Origin of the sequence: Flavobacterium branchiicola (assembly GCF_018383905.1) — a bacterium.
In the GTDB taxonomy this organism is placed as follows: domain Bacteria; phylum Bacteroidota; class Bacteroidia; order Flavobacteriales; family Flavobacteriaceae; genus Flavobacterium; species Flavobacterium branchiicola.
The window spans coordinates 611,506-632,136 of sequence record NZ_JAGYWA010000001.1 but is presented as its reverse complement, the minus strand read 5'-3'; the positions used below and the strand labels follow the sequence as shown (position 1 = coordinate 632,136).

The window sequence follows — 20,631 nt, the reverse complement described above, 5'->3', positions numbered from 1 at the left end:
GAAAAATAGTTCGCAAATTTGCCTCATCAAAATAGAAAAAAAATGAAATTAACGATTTGCAATATGATGTCTTGTAAGATGCCGGAGTTCTCCGCAGAGACACTATTGTGATTTTTTTTCAAAAATTCATATAGAACCTCTGCAGATTGCAGAGGTTTTTTTTTGTTCAAAATCGAATACCATAATTTTTTTTAAAGCCAAAAACACTAATTAATCAGTTAAAGAAATGAAAAAAAATGTACTACTACTTTTAGGTCTTTTGACATTTTCGGGAATTAAAGCTCAGGAAAATAAAAAAGAACAGGATACTTTAAAAAACAATGAATTGTCTGAGGTTACTATTGTAGGATCCAGAAGTAAAAATAGAGTTAAGACAGATGTACCGGTTCCGGTTGATGTTTTTAACGTGACTGAAATAACAAAAGGAGCGCCGCAAACCAGCGTAACGCAAATTTTAAATTATGTTGCACCCTCGTTTACCAGTAATGCAACATCAACAGCAGATGCAACAGATCACGTTGATCCCGCACAGTTAAGAGGTTTAGGACCCGATCAGGTTTTGATTTTGGTAAACGGTAAACGAAGACATACAAGCGCTTTGGTAAATATAAACGGATCACCGGGAAGAGGATCTGTAGGAACAGATTTAAACGCTATTCCGTCTTTTGCAATCGAAAGAATTGAGGTTTTAAGAGATGGAGCTGCTGCACAATACGGTTCTGATGCTATTGCAGGAGTAATTAATATTGTACTTAAAAAGAACGCCAATTTTATTTCGGGAGGAATTCAATACGGCGCTAATTTATCTTCAGGATCAAATAATTTTGAAGGTGGAGCCGATGGACAAACCATACAAGTCGATTTAAATTACGGAACTTCATTAGGGAAACCTGGTAGTTTTTTAAACGTTACCGGTAGTGCTGTAACAAGACAAACAACCAGCAGAGCCGGAATTAGAAGCAATGCGATTTTTAATGCCTATAATGCTGTCGAAAACAGAGCTGCACAAAATGGTGTTGAAATCAACTCCTTGTTCAGTAACATTAACACAACGCCAAACTCGGCACAAATTCTGACCTCATTAAAGCAATATGCGCCTCAGGTAGGTTATTTTACTCCGGCACAACAAACTGCAATCGCCGGAGCTACAACGCTTACGCAAATGCAAACGGCATTAAATTTTGATGTTACCAATAATGAGTTGGCTTACAGAGGACAGGAAAGAAGTGATTATAATATGAGCGTTGGTCAGTCAGAACTGGCTTCTGGACAAGCGTATTATAATGCAAAATATCCTTTAACAGAAACTACATCTTTGTATTCTTTTGGTGGCGTATCGTACAGAAATGGTAAATCGTATGCTTTTAACAGACTGCCAAACGGTTCAGGAACTTTTACTCAGGTTTATGAAAACGGATTTTTACCGGAAATTCAATCAGATATCTTAGATGCTTCTGCTGCAGTAGGTGTTAACACAGAATTATTTGGTTTTGATACCGATTTGAGTACAAACCTCGGAACAAACTCTTTTAAGTATGATGTCAACAATACTATTAATGCCACTTTGGGAACCAATTCTCCTTTTAGTTTTGATGCCGGAAAAGTTTCATTCCTACAAAGTACAACCAATTTAGACTTTAGCCGAAAGTATGATGTTCTTTCCGGTTTGAATGTTGCTTTTGGAGGTGAATTCAGATATGAAAATTATCAGATAAAAGCTGGTGAAGAAGCTTCTTACGGATTGTATGATGTAAATGGAAATTTCGTTTCAGGAATTCTGCCAAGTAATTCTCCTTTAATTGTGACTGACTTTTTCGGAAACAAACGTGGAGCAGGAGCGCAAGGATTTTCAGGATTTCAGCCTTCAGATGCAAAAGAGAAAGACAGAAAAAGTGGTGCAGCTTATGTTGATTTAGAGTTAAATGCAACCGAAAAATGGCTTGTAAACGGAGCATTGCGTTATGAAAATTATTCAGATTTTGGAAGTACAGTCATTTTTAAATTGGCCTCTCTATTAAAATTAAACGACAATATTAACTGGAGAGTTTCTGGACAAACGGGATTTAGAGCACCATCATTACAACAAAAATATTTTGAATCAAGTTCAACACAATTTATAAACGGATCACCTTATCAGGTTGGTTATTTTACAAATGATTCTGAAGCAGCAAAAAGTATTGGAGTAGAAAATTTAAAACCTGAAAAGTCAAAAAGCATTAGTACAGGATTTACATTTAAAATTCCTGAAGCAAATATCACAATTGCAACAGATGCTTATTTTACAAGAATCGACGACAGAATTGTTTTAACAGGTCAGTATTCAAGACCAACAGATGCTCAGATTGCAGCAGCAACATCTGATGGACAAAGAGAAGCTTTGACATTGTTTCAGCAGGCATTTGATACAAAAGGAGTAGAAAGAGCATCATTCTGGACCAACGGAATCAACTCTGAAACAAAAGGTATTGATTTGGTAATTTCTCAAAAATATGATGTAATTCAGGATTTTGTAATTAGAAATGATTTTGCTTTAAGTTATAATGAAACCAAAAGAGTAGGAGATTTAAATGTTCCGCAATCTATTATTGATGCAGGTGGAGACCCTTATATCTATTCCTTTTTCCCGGAATCAAGCAGAGTATATTTAGAAGAAGCAATTCCGAAATTAAAAGCCAACTTAATGACGACTTTCAGTATTAAAAAACTGGACATTTATTTAAGAAACAGTTATTTTGGTAAAGTGACAGATCCGGGAGCAACAGATGTAAATCTGGACGGATTCTCATCTGTGTACGAACATCCGGAATACAGCGCAAAATTAGTTACAGATTTATCTTTAGGATATCAAATCAACGAGCATTTTAGAGCCACAATCGGGTTTAATAATATAGGAGATGTTTATCCGGACAGAAATAATCCTGCAACTCCGGCTTTTACAAATACAACTCCAACTTTATCTCCGGCGCCAAGTACAGATTTAAGTAACGCAAATCAGTTTGCTTATTCAAGAGCAGTATCTCAATTTGGATTGAACGGTAGATTTGGTTTTGCACGATTGAGTTTTAAGTTTTAAGAAATATTGTTTAGGCCACAGATTGTACGGATTAAATGGATTAACGCTGGTTTTTATCTTTGTAATTCTTTAAACTATGAATTAAACTTTACCAATAGACTGAGATTTTATAAAAAAAAATCTGTGTCAATCTGTTTAATCCGTACAATCAGTGACTAATTTTCAAAAACAAAACAACTATATAAAAAGGAAGAAAAATATTTAATTATAAAAACTCAATTTTTAATTTGGTGGTTAAATAAATACTTATTACATTTACTCTATCGAATTAGTCGAATTTAAAAATAGGATTAAATTTTAATTAAAATGAAAACAATAGCAAGAAAAAATATGATGTGTTGTAGTATGATGCAAATGTGCATCCAACCTTGCTGTTGCCAAAAGTGAAAGATAAAATCTTTGTTATAGTTTCAACTATAAGCCCTTTTGGTAGCCATCCGAAAGGGCTTTTTCATTTCAACACTTTTAAATTAAAAATCATGAAAACATTAAATTCAATTGCAGTAGAATATTTATTGAGAAACGATTCTCAAACAAACAATAATAAATCAGAAGAAGTAGCAAAAGAAGTTACAAGAATACAATCAGAGCAGTATTTGAAAAATCAAAAATCACTACTGTTTCAAATGTATGAACTGGAGGAAGAAGGAGACTATTTCCTTGTTTAAACTCTTCTAAAATTCAACAACAATTTCAAAAATCTATTACAATATATAACGTATTAACAATATCTAAAAACTAAGAAATCATGAGTACACAAAAATTTGCAACAAACGCATTACACGCAGGACACGATGTTACTAAAAACGCAGGAACAAGAGCAGTGCCAATTTATCAGACATCCTCTTATGTCTTTAATAATTCAGATCACGCTGCCAATTTATTTGGTCTTGCCGAAGCCGGATTTATTTACACCAGATTAAACAATCCAACAAACGATATTTTAGAGCAACGATTGGCGGCACTTGAAGGCGGAATAGGTGCGGTGGTTACAGCATCGGGTGCTTCTGCAATCTCGACAACATTATTGACTTTACTAAAAGCAGGAGATCATATTGTAGCTTCAAATAGTTTGTATGGAGGAACTTATAACCTTTTAAAAGTGACTTTGCCAAGATTAGGAATCACAACCACTTTTGTAGATCCTTCAAAACCGGAAAATTTCACTAAAGCGGCAAAAGAAAACACAAGAGCATTTTTTGTTGAATCATTGGGGAATCCAAAATTGGATGTTCTGGATCTAAAAGGAATTTCGGCAGAAGCCAAAGCATTCAAAGTGCCATTTATTGTAGATAATACAGTTGCGACACCTTATTTATTAAACCCAATTAAATATGGTGCCGATATTGTAATTCATTCCTTAACTAAATATATCGCCGGAAACGGAACTTCATTAGGAGGTGTTATCATTGATGCCGGAAATTTTGATTGGTCAAATGGGAAATTCCCTGAATTTACGGAACCATCTGCAGGATATCATGGATTAGTATATCACGAAGCTTTAGGAAATGCGGCCTTTATAGCAAAAGCACGAATAGAAGGTCTGCGTGATTTTGGTGCTGCTTTGAGTCCGTTTAATGCCTTTCAGATTATTCAGGGATTAGAAACACTTCCTATCCGAATTAAAAAACACAGCGAAAATGCTTTGGCTTTAGCAGAATGGCTAGAGAAACAAGAAGAAGTGGTATGGGTAAATTATCCAGGATTAAAATCAAGTAAATACAATGATTTGGCCAAACAATATTTGCCGGAAGGGCAAAGTGGTGTTATCACATTTGGATTAAAAGGTGGTTTTGATGCAGCTAAGAAAGTAGTAGACGAAACCAAACTTTTCTCGCTCTTAGCTAATATTGGCGATACAAAATCGCTAATTATTCACCCGGCGAGCACAACCCACCAACAATTGTCTGATGAAGAGCAACTGGAAACTGGAGTGTCAAAAGATTTGATTCGCCTTTCTGTTGGGATAGAAGACATCGATGACTTAATTGTCGATCTGCAAACTGTTTTTGAAAACATTGCACAATCGCAATACAGCATCAATAAGAACTAGGTTTTTTTGTTTTTTGTTTGAAAAATTGCCTTTAGCGGTGTGAGTTCTGCTAGAGGTGATTTTTTATAAATAAAATCACTATAAAATTTAAACCATATATATTATATGGAGAGACGCACTGCAGTGCGTCTAAAATGAACCATATAAGTTATATAAGTTCATTTTAGCAGAAACGCACTGTCGTGCGTCTAATTATCAGGAACAATAGCATTAAATTATACGCAGGGTTTGCATTGAGTAACCTGATATAACTTATATGGTTAAATATTTAAATTCAAAAATTATGTCAAAGCTTAAAATAAATATTATCCTTTTTGGGATTGGAAATATCGGAAGTACATTAATCAATCAGATTATAGAAAGTCAGGAGTTTTTTCTTCAGAGCAAAAATATCGATTTTCATTTTCCAATTATTACCAATTCTACAGTAGCTTTTTTCGAGAAAGAAGGTGTTGGATATGCCTGGGAAACTAATTTTAGAGAATTGGCAGTTCCTTTTAAGGTCGAAGATATTGTTGGGTTTGCAAAAGAAAATGAATTTGAAAACCTCATTGCAGTAGATGCCACAGCCAGTGACGAGTTAATTGGTCATTATAATACCTTAATAGAAAACGGATTCAATATTGTTGCCGTAAATAAAAAAGCCAACACATTGCCAATCGATTTGTATAAGCAATTAAGAGAAAACCTAAAAAAATACGACAAGGAGTTTTTATATGAAACTTCGGTAGATACAGGTTTTCCGGTTTTACAAACATTAAGAGATTTGTATTATTCAGGCGAAAAAATCACCAAGATCAGAGGCGTTTTTTCCGATCATCTAAGTTATGTTTTTAACCGTTTTTCTAATGAGGATAATTCTTTTTCTTCGATATTAAAAGATGCGAGTTTATTAGGATTAATGCGTTCTACTTTTAAAGAAGATTTATCAGGAAATGATACCGCAAGAAAACTACTGATTTTGACGAGAGAAATCGGGAAGGATTTTGAACTTTCAGATATAAAAATCAACTCTATTATAAAAGAAGAACATTTAGAGAAAAACGGAATCCTTAATAAAGATGCCATTGACAAATCGTTTAAGATTGAAAAAATAGCACAATCAGACGATCATGTACTTCGATACATAGGAGAATTTGATGTTGCTAAAAATAAACTCGAAGTAAAATTGGTTTCAGAGCCCATTACATCTGCAATAGGTCAGTTAAAAGGTTCAGATTCTATTTTCGAAATTTATACACAATCTTATGCTGAGGTCCCGATTGTAATCAAAAGCGCATCGCCCTGTAAACAGGCAATTTCGAGAGGAATAATTACTGATATTTTAAAAGTAGCCGACAAAATAAAAAATAAGGAAGCAGTCTGGCTGTAAGTGGTTTTTAAAATAATAGAAAAAGAGTTCTTTGACAGATTGAAACAGAAAAGTTAGTTAATTTTTTGTAAGATAAAACCGTACTTATTTGAAAACTTGATTTTGTAAGATGTTTTTTAACGTTAAAATGCTGTTTTTTAACGTTTTTTAGGAATAATTAAGCTTTTATAACTTGGAATATTAAAAAAAAATTCGCAAATTTGTAAGACAAGTAAGATCTGTTAAAATCAGCCCCTTAATTGTTAAATAAAATGATTGCTTTTAGATATTAATCACATCAAAAAGCCAACTAATAGAAAAATTAAATGCAAGATTTTTTTAAAATAGCAAATAAATCACAGATGAATAAATCCCTACAGATGAACAAGATGTTTAACGTCGCACGTATTTGTGTATGTGTCTGTTGATACTAAAAGTATATATAAGTTGTAAAAAACTTAAACCCTTTTGGTATTAGAAACCCAAAAGGGTTTTTTTATTCCATTTATCTGGCATAACAAAGAATTAAAGAAAAAGTAAAGATTATAAAACGCAAACTAACTTAAACTTAAATATCATGAGCACACTAAACTACTTATCAAAAACATTTTTGACATTGAAAAGCTTGAGAGCTAAAAGAAACAATCCGCCACCACCAATCAATGAATTAGTTCATCCTAGATTCGGAATAACTGAGACAGACAAAAAAGAGGTGAAAAAAGAAGCTGATTCTTTATTGTTTTTGATGTATTCAAAAGAAAATGAAACACTTTTTATCTAAATTAAAAAGAGTCATAAAATAGGGTGAAACCTGCTTAATTTTACTGAGCTACTTGTTCGGTAATTTTTTGCGTATAATAGTTTTTGATTGAATAATGTTTAAGAAATCGAGGAATCGTTTCGATTTAATTTGTTTGTTTAAGAAATTAGTAGTTAATTTGCACCTTTAAGTTCAAAAACGTATTGAAATGTTATAAAGAAAGGACGAGGGATTAGACCCGATGAATCCTTAGCAACCCTTCGTTAAATCGAAGAAGGTGCTGCATTCTACCACGCCCAAACGTGGAAAGATAACAACAAGAATTTTTCTAGTTTCAACTTCTAGACTTTCTTTCTAATATTTCCACATACAAATCAATAATAAAAAGATTTGAAATTGGAAAATATACCAAGTCCCATCATAATTAAAGATTTCATCACAGAAAGTGGTGCGATATATTCATCATTACCGTTAAGTTTTACCCTTTCCGGCTTGCCTTTGCATACAGCTCCAATTGTTTTGGTTAATCATGCCCTAACAGGAAATGCACAGGTTACTGGCGAAAACGGCTGGTGGAATGACTTAATTGGCGACGAAAAAACAATCGACACTAATAAATACACCGTTTTGGCATTTAATGTTCCCGGAAACGGAAATGATTCGTTTGAAATCAACAATTATCTGGACTTTACCACAAGAGACATTGCGAGCATTTTTATTAAAGGTTTAAGAGCTTTAAATATCGAACATGTATTTGCTATAATTGGAGGTTCTGTTGGAGGCGGAATAGCGTGGGAAATCCTTGCATTAGAACCAAACATTACAGAACATCTAATTCCGATTGCAACCGACTGGAAATCGACCGACTGGATGATTGCCAATTGTTACTTACAAGAGCAAATCCTGAACAATTCTTCAAAACCGGTTGAAGATGCCAGAATTCATGCCATGCTTTGTTACAGATCGCCGGAATCATTCAAAGAGAAATTTAAGCGAACTGTTCATTCTGATCTTTCAATCTTTAATATAGAAAGCTGGTTGGCGCACCACGGCAAGAAATTGCAGAAACGCTACCAATTGTCATCTTATAAATTGATGAATCAATTGCTGAAAACCATAGATATTACTAGGAATAGTGCCGATTTTGAAACGTTACTATCCAAATCAAATGCAGCGATTCATATCGTTGCCATCAATTCAGATTTGTTTTTTACACCAAAAGAAAATCTGGAAACTTATAATGAATTAAAAAAGTTTAAAGAAAATGTTACGTATAGTGAAATAGATTCTGTTCACGGGCATGACGCTTTTTTAATCGAGTACAAACAATTAGATCATTTACTTGCCGATATTTTTAAGGCAGAAACAATAACAAAATAAAATGAAAGTATTAAAATTTGGAGGTAAATCGTTATCAAACGGAGAAGGGTTAAATAAAGTAGTTTCAATCATTTCGGATAAAATAAATCAGGGCGAGCAAATTGCCGTAGTCGTTTCTGCACGTGGAAACGCAACAGACGAATTAGAAGATATTCTTAGAATTGCAGCTAAAAACGGGAATTACAAACCATTATTAGAAAGTTTCAAAGCGTATCAGGTTTCAGATTTTCCGCATGTAGATTTATCTGAAGAATTCAACGTATTAGATAAACTTTTTGAAGGTGTAAGTCTTATTGGAGATTACAGTCATAAAATTAAAGATCAGATTTTGTCTAAAGGTGAATTACTTTCGGCTAAATTACTGACTGCAATTTTGGTTGAAAAAGGTATTCCTGCAAACTTTGTTGATACGAGAGAATTACTTAAAACCGATTCTAAATTTGGAGATGCTCAGCCTTTGGAACAACTTTCAAAGAAAAACGTTATCAATTATTTTAAACTTCATAACGGAGAAACGGTGAATATCGTAACAGGTTTCATTGGTTCAAACAACAATAACGACACCACAACTTTAGGAAGAAACGGAAGTAACTATACCGCTTCGTTAATTGCTAATTATTTAGATGCCGAAGAACTTCAAAATTTCACGCATGTTGACGGAATCTACACCGCAAACCCGGATTTGGTTGCTGATGCTAAAAAGATCGAATTTCTATCGTTTAATGAAGCGAATGAATTAGCGAATTTTGGAGCAACAATTTTGCACGCTAAAACCATTATTCCATTATTAGAAAAAAATATTCCGCTTCGTATTTTAAATACATTTAATCACGAAAATCACGGAACCCTAATCACATCAAATTCTCAAAAAGAAGGAATCAAAACGCTTTCTGTTTTAGAAAATGTGTCTTTAGTAAATCTTGAAGGACGCGGATTACTTGGAAAATCTGGAGTTGATGCCAGGATCTTCAAAGTAATGGGCGATCATAATATCAGTGTAAGTATCATTTCGCAAGGTTCTTCAGAAAGAGGAATCGGATTGGTTGTAGCCAAAGACAAAGCAACGCTTGCAATGGTTGAGTTGGAAAAAGAGTTTGAAAACGACTTTTATTCTAAAGATGTAAACCAGATTACAGTTACCGATAATGTATCTGTAATTTCGATTATTGGTCAGGATTTGAGTACTTTCCATAAACCTTATACAGCTTTAATCAAAAATAAAATTGTTCCAATTTTATTCAACAATACGGTTACGGGTAAAAACGTGAGTTTGGTTGTTAAAAAAGAAGAGCTAAACAAAGCTTTAAATGTAATTCACGGAGAGATTTTTGGAGTTTCTAAAAAAATCAATATTGCTATTTTCGGTCACGGATTAGTTGGCGGAACTTTGATCAATCAGATTTTAGAATCGGCTGCAGCAATTGAAAAGCGCAAAGATGTCAAGCTGAATGTTTTTGCAATTGCGAATTCTAAAAAACTGCTTTTAAATAAAAATGGCGTAACTTCAAATTGGAAAAGTGACATCGAAACTAAAGGAGAAGCGTATACTTTAAATGATATTATCGCTTATGCAAATGAGTATCATTTAGAAAACTTAATTGCAATTGATAATACAGCAAGTGCAACTTTTGTAGAAAACTATGTTCCGCTTGTAGAAAGCAGTTTTGATTTGATTTCGTCAAACAAAGTAGCTAATACATTAAGTTATGGTTTTTATAAAGAACTAAGAAAAGCTTTGGCTGAAAACCAGAAGAATTATTTATACGAAACCAATGTTGGTGCAGGTTTACCATTAATTGATACCATAAAATTATTACATCTTTCTGGTGAAAATATCACAAAAATTAAAGGAGTTTTCTCTGGAACATTAAGTTATTTATTCAATAATTTCTCTGCAAAAGAGGCTCCGTTTAGTGAAATTCTGCAAGAAGCAATTGATAACGGATATACAGAACCAGATCCGCGTGAGGATTTATGCGGAAATGATGTGGGAAGAAAATTATTGATTTTGGCAAGAGAATTAGATTTGCAAAACGAGTTTGAAGAAATCTCAATTCAGAATTTAATTCCGGAACATTTACGTGAAGGAAATGTCGCTGATTTCTTAACCAAATTAAAAGAATTCGACCCGATTTATGAGAAAATAAAAGCAGATCAGAAGCCAAATCACGTATTAAGATACATTGGTGAATTGTCTGGAGATTTGCAAAATGATAAAGGAAATCTTGAAGTGAAATTAGTTTCTGTTCCATCAGACACAGCACTTGGTGGATTAAAAGGTTCTGATTCGTTCTTCGAAATTTACACAGAATCTTACGGAGATCGTCCAATCGTAATTCAGGGAGCCGGTGCAGGTTCTGCTGTAACAGCGAGAGGAGTTTTCGGAGATATTTTGAGATTATCAGATAAAGGATAAAAGCAATTTATCAGTAAAATGAGAAGAGAGAAAAATCTTAACTTTACATTTTTAATAATTAAATATAAAGTATGAAAAAGATTTTCATTTTGTTATTGTTTTCAAATATTTTGACTGCTCAAATTTCGAATGTTATTCGAAATAAAGACAGTTACACACAGGAAGTTTTTCCTTATAAAGGAGTTCGGGCAATTCAAATAGACGAAGTCAGTTCAGTTGGAAATGAAGACAATGTATTTATTTTTTCAAAAATTGAAAAGAATGCAATTCCTGACAAAATGTATTTTCAAAGGTTTACAAAAGTCAATGATAAATGGGTTGTAAAATCTATTTTAGAAGTAAATCATAACGGAATTATTTCGGCGTGGGGAAGCAGAAAAGCTTTTTGGGATTGGAATAAAGACAAAAGCATTGATGGCCTTTTTATTTATGGGCTTTATGACGCAGCTTTTAAACAAGAGTCGGTTCATCTGATTTTTTCTCAAAAGGATCAATTTTATACTATAGAAGCAAATGTTTCAGATGATTTTAAAACGGATAAATTCTCTGATAATTTTAAAACATTAGATGCAGAATCTAAAAAGCAGGTTTTAGAATATTGGAATAAATTAGATAAAAAAGACAAATAACTAGGAGTATAATACCATGAAAGTAACTTTAAACAGAGTAAATGACGCATTTCATTTCAAAGTAAAAAATGAACGCGGACACATAGTTGACGTTGACAGCAGAGCCGAATTTGGCGGAAGCGATTTAGGTGCAAGTCCAATGGAATTAGTTTTAATGGGCGTTGCAGGATGCAGTGCAATTGATATGATTTCGATTTTGAAAAAACAACGTCAGGAAATCACTTCTTTTAATGCTGAGGTTGAAGGAACTCGTGTTCAAATCGAGGAAGCAAAACCTTTTAAAGAAATCGATGTGGTTTTTTATTTAGAAGGAGATATCAACCCGGAAAAAGCAAAAAAAGCAGCACAACTTTCTTTCGAGAAATATTGTTCAGTTGCCAAAACAGTTGAGCCAACAGCAACAATTAAATACAAAGTTGTCCTGAACAACGAAGCTTTATAATAATTAGAAAATTAGTCAATTAGAGAATTAGATAATTTCTCTAAACCGTTTGAATTTTAAGTTCAGTAACAACCTGAAACTTTAAACTTTAAACAAAAAAACAAAAAACAACACAATGAGTACAGAAGAATTTGGTTTTGAAACACAAGCCATCAGAACACAATTAGAAAGATCTCAGTATTTAGAGCATTCGGTGCCATTATACTTATCGTCAAGCTTTGTATTTGAAGATGCTGAAGATATGAGAGCTTCTTTTACAGAAGAAAAAGAAAGAAATATTTATAGCCGTTTCAGCAATCCAAACACTACAGAATTTGTAGATAAAATTTGCAAGATGGAAGGTGCTGAATCAGGATATGCCTTTGCAACCGGAATGGCTGCGGTATATTCTACGTTTGCTGCTTTATTAAATTCTGGAGATCATATTGTTTCTGCAAGCAGTGTTTTTGGTTCTACTCATGCTTTGTTTATGACTTATTTTCCAAAATGGAATATCGAAACTTCTTATTTTGAGATTGGCAAGCCGGAAACTATTGAAAGTTTTATTAAACCAAACACCAAAATATTATACGCTGAGTCTCCAACAAATCCAGGAGTTGATGTAATCGATTTGGAATTGCTAGGCGATATCGCTAAAAAACACAATCTGATTTTAATAATCGATAACTGTTTTGCAACGCCATATTTACAGCAGCCAATTAAATTTGGAGCACATTTGGTAATACATTCTGCAACTAAATTAATCGACGGACAAGGTCGTGTTTTAGGCGGAGTAACAGTTGGAAATGCTGATTTGATCAGACAGATTTATTTATTTTCAAGAAATACAGGACCGGCTTTATCACCGTTTAATGCCTGGGTTTTATCTAAAAGTTTAGAAACATTGGCAGTTCGTGTAGACAGACACTGTGAAAATGCTTTAAAAGTGGCTGAATTTTTAGAAAGCCATCCAAATGTAAACAGCGTAAAATATCCGTTCCTGAAATCGCATCCACAATATGAGATTGCAAAAAAGCAAATGAAAGCAGGTGGAAACATCATCGCATTTGAAATAAAAGGCGGAATCGAAGCGGGAAGAAAATTCCTGAACGCGATAAAACTTTGTTCGTTATCGGCAAATATTGGTGACACAAGATCGATTGTTACACATCCGGCATCAACAACGCATAGTAAATTATCTGAAGCAGATCAATTAGCGGTAGGAATCACACAAGGTTTGGTTCGTGTTTCTGTTGGTTTAGAGACAGTAGAAGATGTAATTGCCGATTTGAAGCAAGCGCTTTCTTAAACACAAAATATAATAAATTCAAGGGCTATTTTTTAATAGCCCTTTTTTTGTATTTTTAAGTTTGCATTTTTAATACATTTTAGTTTTTATAAAATATGATAAAACCAAGATTGTTACTATTGTCAGACTTATTTGGAGGTAATCCGGAATGGATTAAATATTATAGTAGGATTCTGGACTCTAAATTTGATATTCACTATTATGATGTTTTAAAATTAGCTAAAATGGATTCTTTAAAGGATGAAGCCAATATTCATAAGCATTTTTTAAATGGAGGAATTGATCAGGCAATAGCAAGTTTATTAAATAATGAAAAAGAAGAAGTAGTCGTTTTAGGCTTTAGCATTGGAGGAACAATCGCATGGAAAGCGGCGCTAAAAGGATTAAAAGTAGCTCAGCTTGTTGCAGTTTCTTCTACAAGATTGCGTTTTGAAACCGAAACTCCTGATTGTAAAGTTGAACTTTATTTTGGAGAGAAAGATCTAAATAAGCCAAATCCGCAGTGGTTTTCAGACCAAAAAATCTCAGCTCAAATTTTTGACAATCAGGAACATCAATTATATCAGGAAAACCAAAATACATTGCTTATTTGTAGCAGTTTTTTGTAATTCTTTCATCAAAAAGTATATTTTTGTTTAGAACTAAAAAATAATACTAACCAACCAAAATTATTACATGAGTAATTCTACCTACACTTTAGATGAGAAATTATTGGTGTCCCGTGGCGCCCGCTTTTTAAACTACGTTATCGATCAGGTTTTTTTAATGATTCTTTTATTTGCCTTATTATTCATTTCCAGTTTAATTTCCGGATTGTTAGGATCTACTTCTCTAAGCATGTGGATTAACGGATTGGGAGATTTTGGCTGGAATATAATCTACATTACGGCATTAATTGTCTATTATATTACAATGGAGGGATTTTTAGGAAGAACAGTCGCAAAATATATTACAGGTTCGATAGTTGTAGATGAAAATGGTGAAATACCAAGCTTTGGAACTATTACCAAAAGAACTTTATGTCGTTGTATTCCGTTTGATGTCTTAACTTATTTAGGAGGATCAAGAGGATGGCATGATTCTATTTCTGATACTTATGTAGTAAATAAAAAAGCTTTGGATGAAGAAGTAAAAAGCTTTCATGAATTTAATTTGATAGGCGTAAAAGAGTCAAATTAATTAAACTATACTAAATTGGTAGAATATAACTTCCAATCTGTTATAATCTCATTTAAAAAGTTTATTTTTGTTGCAGAAAAATAAGAGACTGTTCTTTAAATGGGTACACCAAAGAAATTACAGTCGACAATCTAAAATATAAAAATGCTTTCAAAGAAAACAAAATACGGAATTAAAGCTCTAACTTACTTAGCCAGACGTGAAAATAACGAACCTGTACAAATAGCTGAAATTGCGAAGAGCGAACACATTTCGATTAAGTTTTTAGAAAGTATCCTGTTGCTTCTTAGAAATTCAGGTTTTTTAGGAGCTAAAAAAGGAAAAGGCGGAGGTTATTATCTGATTAAAGATCCAAAGGATATCAGTATGGCAAAAGTCTATCGTATTTTAGAAGGTCCAATTGCTTTATTGCCTTGCGCAAGCCATAATTTCTACGAAAGATGTGATGACTGCGATGATGAAACTACTTGTGCTGCACGACGTTTAATGACCGAAGTTCGTGATAATACACTTAAAATATTAGAAAGTAATTCTTTAGCAGATATAGCATTCTAAAAAAAAAATTCAACCATATAAGTCATATAAGTTTATTTTAGTCAAGCTTTATGCAAAGTCTAAAATAAACTTATATGACTTATATGGTTGAAAAATTTATATTAAAATATCAATTTATATCCCGCTAAGAAAAGCATTACTGCAATAGCGTTTCTAAGAAACTGATCTGGAATTTTACCGCTTAGCATACTTCCCATAAAAATTCCAGGAAGCGATCCCATTAATAATTGTCCTAATAGTCCTAAATCTAAATTTCCCATAGAAGCATGTCCAATTCCAGCAACTAAAGTAAGCGGAACAGCATGTGCAATTTCGGTTCCAACTAGACGCGGTGTTGGTAAAAGCGGATAAAGGAAAAACAAAGTTACCGTTCCGAGTGCTCCAGCTCCAATTGAAGTTAGTGTTACTGTTGCACCCAATAGAACTCCGATTCCAATGGTTAATATGTTTTGTGTTGTACTTTCGTTGTGAAATTTATCTCCAGCATGTTTTTGAGAAAAAACCAGAAGTTTCTGTTTGAAGATAATAGCTACTGAAGTAAATAGCAAAGCCCAGCCTAAACTGTATTTAATGACACGATTTATGGTTTCAATATCCGTTTTAATGCTGTTTAAAATCCATAAAGTCAATAAAGCTGCAGGAACACTTCCTAAAGTTAGCCAGCCTGTAATTTTCCAATTGATGTTTCCTTTTTTGTTGTGTACAAATACACCTCCGGCTTTGGTAAATGCAGCATAAAGCAGATCGGTTCCTACTGCGGTTGTTGGAGGAATTCCAAAATATAATAAAATAGGAGTCATAAGTGAGCCTCCGCCGACACCAGTTAACCCAACAATAAAACCAACTACTAAACCTGCTATTACAAGACCAATCTGAAAATCCATGAAAAAATATTTGCCGCTAAAATACAACAATTTTATAATTATCCTATAGATTTGGTAGAGATTAAATGTGTATTTTTGCAAATCACAAAATTAAATCACGCTGTTAAAATCTGATGAAGTAGTGTGTAATTTGTTAAATTAATTATTAATCGTTTATTAAAACTCTTTTGTCTTGGTTTATAGTGTAATAGCTTCTGTAAAAAACTAAATATATTGTTTTGATATTTCAAAATATATAGTACATTTGCAAAGTAATCTACTAAGCCGATAGGATAAAGGATTTTTAAGAGTAAAAAAATCTTAAAATATGGAAAATGAACTTAAATTAAACAACGCTGCGATCAAGCCTAATACTTTATCAAAGGGGAGTTTATGGGTTGTGATACCTGTTGTTTTATTAGTGGGTTTGCTAGTTACATTAATTTATAATCATCACGCAGATTTTACGTGGAACGGATTTGTAAATGGTTTCAATGAAGAGTTCTTAGTGTTTTTTGCCATTGGCGTTTTTGCTCAATTAGTTGACGGGACTTTAGGAATGGGTTACGGAGCGACTTCTACATCATTTTTATTGGCTTACGGAGTGCCACCAGTGGTAAGCAGTACGGCAGTTCACGTTTCTGAAATGTTTACGACAGGCGCATCGGCACTTTCGCATCATCGTTTTGGAAACATCAATAAAAAGTTGGTAAAACATTTATTGATTCCAGGGGTTTTAGGTTCGATTACAGGGGCTTATTTGTTGGCCGATGTTATAAATGGAGATGTTATCAAGCCATTCATTGCTATTTATATGATTATTTTGGCGGTTATCATTATCAGAAAAGCATTAAAAAAGAATATTGAAAAAAAGAAAACTAAAAAATTAGGCATCTTAGCAACATTTGGTGGTTTTATGGATTCTGTTGGAGGTGGAGGCTGGGGCCCGATTGTAACTTCGACTTTATTAGGAAGAGGAAGAAATCCAAAGTATACAATTGGTTCAGTAAATGCAGCCGAGTTTGCAATTTCATTTGCAAGTGGTATAACGTTCATGCTTTTTGGAGGAATCCACGGATGGCAGGTAATCATTGGGTTGATTTTAGGAGGAGTTATTTCAGCGCCGTTGGCAGCTTATTTAGTAAATAAAATCAAAAGAAAACCAATGATGGTGGCAGTTGGAATTCTAATTATATTGTTGAGTTTAAAAACATTATCTAAATTATTGTAAAGATAGTTTTAGAAAGGAAAATAGATTATGAGTGCGATTATTGTACAAGAATTATTAGACAAAACAAAAGATTTTTCGCTTGACGAAACCTTAGTTTTTTTAGCAAATGAATTTCCGGGAAAAGTAATTTTTTCAACTTCATTCGGTCAGGAAGATCAGGTAATTACTGATTTTATTGCAAAAAGTAACACCGATATTAAAGTGTTTACTTTAGACACAGGAAGATTATTTCAGGAAACTTACGATGTTTTTCATAAAACATTAAAAAAATACAAAAGACCAATTGAAGTTTTTTTTCCGGAAGCGACAGCAGTGGAAAATTTACTTAAAACAAAAGGACCGAACAGCTTTTACGATTCGGTTGAAAACAGAAAAGAATGTTGTTTTATCCGAAAAGTAGTTCCGTTAAGAAAAGCTTTGGCAGGAAATTCAGTCTGGATTACGGGTTTAAGAGCAGAACAATCGGAAAATAGAAATGATCTTCAGCTTTTTGAATATGACGGAGGTTTCGAAATCATCAAATTCAATCCATTACTAAAATGGACTTTAGAAGAAGTTGAAACGTATCTTTCTGAAAACAATGTTCCTCAAAATGCTTTACACAAACAAGGTTTCGTAAGTATAGGATGTGCGCCTTGTACAAGAGCAATTTTCCCAGGTGAAGATATCAGAGCCGGAAGATGGTGGTGGGAATCAAGCCATAAAGAGTGCGGACTTCATAGCGCTAAGAAAGAGTAGAGTTTTTTAGAAGAAAGAAGCAAGAGGCAAGACTTCTGTAGAGAATAGAGAATAGAAAAAAGAATATAGCATATAGATTTTTAGTTCCGGAGGAACAATCCATATTGTAGCGTCGGGTTTCAACCCGATGGAGAAGCAGAATTGATACAGATTAACCGTCGGGTTTTAACCCGATGAAGAAGAATAAAATTAAGAGAATAACAAAGTTGAAGATTTAGGTTAACTCACAATCAAAAAACCTGAAACTTAAAACTTGAAACAAAAAAACACAATGAGTTCAGTATTAAAAACAAACGCTTTAGAGAGTGAAGCGATATACATTTTCAGAGAAGTAATTTCACAGTTTGACAAACCGGTTTTACTTTTCTCAGGAGGAAAAGATTCTATTACATTGGTGCGTTTAGCGCAAAAAGCATTTTTCCCTGCTAAAATTCCGTTTCCTCTATTGCACGTAGATACGGGACACAATTTCCCTGAAACAATTGCTTTCAGAGATAAATTGGTAGAAGAATTAGGTTTAGAGTTGATCGTTCGTAATGTTCAGGATGCTATTGATGAAGGAAAAGTGGTTGAAGAAACTGGAAAATATTCAAGTAGAAACAGTTTGCAAACAACAACACTTTTGGATGCAATTGAAGAATTCAAGTTTGATGCTTGTATTGGTGGCGCGCGTCGTGATGAAGAAAAAGCAAGAGCTAAAGAACGTATTTTCTCTGTGCGTGATGATTTCGGACAATGGGACGAAAAAAATCAGAGACCAGAGTTGTTTGATATTTTGAATGGAAAAATCGAAAACGGACAAAACGTTCGTGTTTTCCCAATTTCAAACTGGACAGAATTAGATGTTTGGAGTTATATCGAAAAAGAAAATATCGAAATTCCATCAATCTATTTTTCACATAAAAGAAAAGTTTTTTTGAGAGACGGTTTAATCTGGTCACATTCTCCTTTTGTGTATCAGGAAGAAGACGAACAAATCGAAGAAAGAATTGTTCGCTTCAGAACCGTTGGAGATATGAGTTGTACAGCCGCTGTTGAATCTTACGCAGCAACAATCGAAGAAGTAGTTGGCGAAATCAGATCATCAACGATTTCTGAAAGAGGAGCCAGAATCGATGACAAACGTTCTGAAGCTGCAATGGAGAAAAGAAAACAACAAGGATATTTTTAATTGGATAATTAATAATTGACAATTGATAATTAAAAAGTAGAATCAAAAAAACATACAGATTTAAATTTTAGTGAAAGCGTTTCAACAACTTGAAACATTAAACTTGAAACAAAAAATTAAACCTGAAACAAAATATTACAGAATGGACGTTTTAAAAATAGCAACAGCAGGAAGTGTAGATGACGGAAAAAGTACTTTGATCGGAAGGTTATTGTACGATACAAAATCATTGACTACAGATAAAATTGAAGCAATCGAGAAAAGCAGTAAACAAAAAGGATATGATTATTTAGATTTCTCTTTGGCGACTGACGGATTAGTAGCAGAAAGAGAGCAAGGAATCACGATTGACGTTGCGCATATTTATTTTTCGACTGCAAAGAAAAGTTACATTATTGCCGATACGCCAGGTCACGTAGAATATACCAGAAACATGGTTACAGGAGCTTCAACTTCTCAGGTTTCTATCATTTTGATTGATGCTAGAAAAGGCGTTATTGAGCAAACGTATCGTCACTTTTTCATCAATAATTTATTGAGAGTAAAAGAAGTAATCGTTGCGATTAATAAAATGGATTTAGTTGATTACTCAGAAGAAGTTTTCAATAAAATCAAAGCCGATTTTCAGGCATTAAATGCAAAAAGTACTTTCAAAGAACAAAACGTAAGTTATATTCCGTTAAGTGCAATCAACGGTGGAAACGTGGTTGATAAATCAGAGAATATGCTTTGGTATGACGGACAAACGGTTTTAGAACATTTAGAAGGATTACATTCTCATGATGTTTACGAAGCAGGAAAAGCACGTTTTCCAGTTCAGACGGTTATTCGTCCAAAAACTGAAGAATACCACGATTTCAGAGGTTACGCAGGGAAATTATACGGAAACTCTATTAAAGTTGGAGATGCTGTAACAGTGCTTCCATCTTTAACAGAATCTAAAATTTCAAAAATTCACTTTTTCGATAAAACATTTGATGAAGCTACAGCAGGTTCTTCAATTACAATCGAATTAGAAAATGATATCAATGTAACGAGAGGGGATATGATTGTAAAATCAGACGAACTTCCAAGAATTGAAAAAGATATTACCACAACGGTTTGCTGGATGGACAGCAAAAAATTGGTTCCAGGAACTAAATATTTAGTACAGCACAATACGAACAGGGTTTTAGCAAAAGTAGAAAGCATTAAAAACACGATTGCAACTGATTATTCAGGAACAACAGAAGCTTCACAATTAGTGATAAACGAAATCGGAGAAGTAAGCATAAAATTAAGCAAGCCTTTATATTTTGACGCTTACAACGACAACAAATCAAACGGAGCTTTTATCTTAATTGATACAGCAACGAACACAACAGCAGGAGTAGGATTTATAAGGTAAAACCTGCTGTAAGCTTTAAGCAATAGGCTTTAAGCTTTTTGCAAAATGTATAAACAAGCTACGCAAGAAAGCCTAAAGCCTATTGCTTATAGCCTAAAGCATTAAAAAAAAACAC

The 20,631-nt window shown here is 33.5% G+C and carries 18 protein-coding genes and 1 riboswitch; of the genes, 17 read left to right on the top strand and 1 reads right to left on the bottom strand.

The genetic code is table 11. The features are described 5' to 3' along the window. Nucleotides 1-226 precede the first annotated feature (226 nt). The 13 genes from KHA98_RS02650 (at nucleotide 227) to KHA98_RS02590 (ending at nucleotide 15,126) form a co-directional block, all read left to right on the top strand. Nucleotides 227-3,073, top strand: coding sequence for a TonB-dependent receptor plug domain-containing protein (locus KHA98_RS02650; protein WP_213254977.1), 2,847 nt, complete (start codon nucleotides 227-229; stop codon nucleotides 3,071-3,073). A gap of 479 nt (nucleotides 3,074-3,552) precedes the next feature. Further along, nucleotides 3,553-3,741 carry a hypothetical protein gene (locus KHA98_RS02645; protein WP_213254974.1) on the top strand — a complete coding sequence of 63 codons (189 nt, stop codon included), beginning with the start codon at nucleotides 3,553-3,555 and terminating at the stop codon, nucleotides 3,739-3,741. 80 nt (nucleotides 3,742-3,821) lie between these two features. Continuing rightward, nucleotides 3,822-5,126 (top strand): O-acetylhomoserine aminocarboxypropyltransferase/cysteine synthase family protein, encoded by a 1,305-nt coding sequence (locus tag KHA98_RS02640; protein ID WP_213254971.1) that lies wholly within the window; start codon nucleotides 3,822-3,824, stop codon nucleotides 5,124-5,126. Between the two features lie 283 nt (nucleotides 5,127-5,409). Beyond that, nucleotides 5,410-6,498, top strand: a complete 1,089-nt coding sequence (locus KHA98_RS02635) for a homoserine dehydrogenase family protein (protein ID WP_213254969.1) — start codon at nucleotides 5,410-5,412, stop codon at nucleotides 6,496-6,498. Nucleotides 6,499-7,054: 556 nt separating this feature from the next. Beyond that, a complete protein-coding gene (locus KHA98_RS02630) occupies nucleotides 7,055-7,258 on the top strand; it encodes a hypothetical protein (RefSeq protein WP_213254966.1) in 204 nt (67 codons plus the stop codon). Nucleotides 7,259-7,445: 187 nt separating this feature from the next. Continuing rightward, a riboswitch (SAM riboswitch) is annotated at nucleotides 7,446-7,554 on the top strand. Nucleotides 7,555-7,633: 79 nt separating this feature from the next. Beyond that, a complete protein-coding gene (locus KHA98_RS02625) occupies nucleotides 7,634-8,617 on the top strand; it encodes an alpha/beta fold hydrolase (RefSeq protein WP_246522121.1) in 984 nt (327 codons plus the stop codon). A 1-nt stretch (nucleotide 8,618) separates the two neighbouring features. Continuing rightward, nucleotides 8,619-11,033 (top strand): bifunctional aspartate kinase/homoserine dehydrogenase I, encoded by a 2,415-nt coding sequence (gene thrA / locus KHA98_RS02620; RefSeq protein WP_213254962.1) that lies wholly within the window; start codon nucleotides 8,619-8,621, stop codon nucleotides 11,031-11,033. 71 nt (nucleotides 11,034-11,104) lie between these two features. Next, nucleotides 11,105-11,662 carry a hypothetical protein gene (locus KHA98_RS02615; protein ID WP_213254960.1) on the top strand — a complete coding sequence of 186 codons (558 nt, stop codon included), beginning with the start codon at nucleotides 11,105-11,107 and terminating at the stop codon, nucleotides 11,660-11,662. A 16-nt stretch (nucleotides 11,663-11,678) separates the two neighbouring features. Continuing rightward, nucleotides 11,679-12,104 (top strand): OsmC family protein, encoded by a 426-nt coding sequence (locus KHA98_RS02610; RefSeq protein ID WP_213254958.1) that lies wholly within the window; start codon nucleotides 11,679-11,681, stop codon nucleotides 12,102-12,104. A gap of 115 nt (nucleotides 12,105-12,219) precedes the next feature. Next, the gene (locus KHA98_RS02605) at nucleotides 12,220-13,392 is read left to right on the top strand and encodes a trans-sulfuration enzyme family protein (RefSeq protein WP_213254956.1); all 1,173 of its coding nucleotides are present in this window, start codon (nucleotides 12,220-12,222) and stop codon (nucleotides 13,390-13,392) included. A 95-nt stretch (nucleotides 13,393-13,487) separates the two neighbouring features. Beyond that, nucleotides 13,488-14,000, top strand: coding sequence for an alpha/beta hydrolase family protein (locus KHA98_RS02600; RefSeq protein WP_213254954.1), 513 nt, complete (start codon nucleotides 13,488-13,490; stop codon nucleotides 13,998-14,000). Nucleotides 14,001-14,067: 67 nt separating this feature from the next. Next, a complete protein-coding gene (locus KHA98_RS02595) occupies nucleotides 14,068-14,571 on the top strand; it encodes an RDD family protein (RefSeq protein ID WP_213254952.1) in 504 nt (167 codons plus the stop codon). A gap of 144 nt (nucleotides 14,572-14,715) precedes the next feature. Beyond that, nucleotides 14,716-15,126, top strand: coding sequence for an RrF2 family transcriptional regulator (locus KHA98_RS02590; RefSeq protein WP_125722103.1), 411 nt, complete (start codon nucleotides 14,716-14,718; stop codon nucleotides 15,124-15,126). A 101-nt stretch (nucleotides 15,127-15,227) separates the two neighbouring features. On the opposite strand, the gene KHA98_RS02585 is transcribed toward KHA98_RS02590, so the two are convergent. Beyond that, nucleotides 15,228-16,010, bottom strand: coding sequence for a sulfite exporter TauE/SafE family protein (locus tag KHA98_RS02585; RefSeq protein WP_213254950.1), 783 nt, complete (start codon nucleotides 16,008-16,010; stop codon nucleotides 15,228-15,230). A gap of 307 nt (nucleotides 16,011-16,317) precedes the next feature. On the opposite strand from KHA98_RS02585, the gene KHA98_RS02580 reads away from it, so the two are divergent. The 4 genes from KHA98_RS02580 (at nucleotide 16,318) to KHA98_RS02565 (ending at nucleotide 20,516) form a co-directional block, all read left to right on the top strand. After that, nucleotides 16,318-17,220, top strand: coding sequence for a sulfite exporter TauE/SafE family protein (locus KHA98_RS02580; RefSeq protein ID WP_213254948.1), 903 nt, complete (start codon nucleotides 16,318-16,320; stop codon nucleotides 17,218-17,220). A gap of 27 nt (nucleotides 17,221-17,247) precedes the next feature. Continuing rightward, complete coding sequence (locus KHA98_RS02575; RefSeq protein ID WP_213254946.1) at nucleotides 17,248-17,958, top strand: phosphoadenylyl-sulfate reductase; 711 nt, start codon at nucleotides 17,248-17,250, stop codon at nucleotides 17,956-17,958. Nucleotides 17,959-18,229: 271 nt separating this feature from the next. Further along, nucleotides 18,230-19,129, top strand: a complete 900-nt coding sequence (cysD, locus tag KHA98_RS02570; protein WP_012023580.1) for a sulfate adenylyltransferase subunit CysD — start codon at nucleotides 18,230-18,232, stop codon at nucleotides 19,127-19,129. A gap of 142 nt (nucleotides 19,130-19,271) precedes the next feature. Further along, nucleotides 19,272-20,516 carry a sulfate adenylyltransferase subunit 1 gene (locus KHA98_RS02565; RefSeq protein WP_213255388.1) on the top strand — a complete coding sequence of 415 codons (1,245 nt, stop codon included), beginning with the start codon at nucleotides 19,272-19,274 and terminating at the stop codon, nucleotides 20,514-20,516. The last annotated feature ends 115 nt before the right edge of the window (nucleotides 20,517-20,631 follow it).

Excerpts from the sequence above, each read along its gene's own strand:
- KHA98_RS02585 (WP_213254950.1), bottom strand. The coding sequence starts at position 16,010 with ATGGATTTTCAGATTGGTCTTGTAATAGCAGGTTTAGTAGTTGGTTTT.
- KHA98_RS02595 (WP_213254952.1), top strand. The coding sequence starts at position 14,068 with ATGAGTAATTCTACCTACACTTTAGATGAGAAATTATTGGTGTCCCGT.
- KHA98_RS02610 (WP_213254958.1), top strand. The coding sequence starts at position 11,679 with ATGAAAGTAACTTTAAACAGAGTAAATGACGCATTTCATTTCAAAGTA.
- cysD (WP_012023580.1), top strand. The coding sequence starts at position 18,230 with ATGAGTTCAGTATTAAAAACAAACGCTTTAGAGAGTGAAGCGATATAC.
- thrA (WP_213254962.1), top strand. The coding sequence starts at position 8,619 with ATGAAAGTATTAAAATTTGGAGGTAAATCGTTATCAAACGGAGAAGGG.
- KHA98_RS02650 (WP_213254977.1), top strand. The coding sequence starts at position 227 with ATGAAAAAAAATGTACTACTACTTTTAGGTCTTTTGACATTTTCGGGA.
- KHA98_RS02580 (WP_213254948.1), top strand. The coding sequence starts at position 16,318 with ATGGAAAATGAACTTAAATTAAACAACGCTGCGATCAAGCCTAATACT.
- KHA98_RS02575 (WP_213254946.1), top strand. The coding sequence starts at position 17,248 with ATGAGTGCGATTATTGTACAAGAATTATTAGACAAAACAAAAGATTTT.
- KHA98_RS02590 (WP_125722103.1), top strand. The coding sequence starts at position 14,716 with ATGCTTTCAAAGAAAACAAAATACGGAATTAAAGCTCTAACTTACTTA.
- KHA98_RS02635 (WP_213254969.1), top strand. The coding sequence starts at position 5,410 with ATGTCAAAGCTTAAAATAAATATTATCCTTTTTGGGATTGGAAATATC.
- KHA98_RS02645 (WP_213254974.1), top strand. The coding sequence starts at position 3,553 with ATGAAAACATTAAATTCAATTGCAGTAGAATATTTATTGAGAAACGAT.
- KHA98_RS02565 (WP_213255388.1), top strand. The coding sequence starts at position 19,272 with ATGGACGTTTTAAAAATAGCAACAGCAGGAAGTGTAGATGACGGAAAA.
- KHA98_RS02630 (WP_213254966.1), top strand. The coding sequence starts at position 7,055 with ATGAGCACACTAAACTACTTATCAAAAACATTTTTGACATTGAAAAGC.
- KHA98_RS02600 (WP_213254954.1), top strand. The coding sequence starts at position 13,488 with ATGATAAAACCAAGATTGTTACTATTGTCAGACTTATTTGGAGGTAAT.
- KHA98_RS02605 (WP_213254956.1), top strand. The coding sequence starts at position 12,220 with ATGAGTACAGAAGAATTTGGTTTTGAAACACAAGCCATCAGAACACAA.
- KHA98_RS02615 (WP_213254960.1), top strand. The coding sequence starts at position 11,105 with ATGAAAAAGATTTTCATTTTGTTATTGTTTTCAAATATTTTGACTGCT.
- KHA98_RS02640 (WP_213254971.1), top strand. The coding sequence starts at position 3,822 with ATGAGTACACAAAAATTTGCAACAAACGCATTACACGCAGGACACGAT.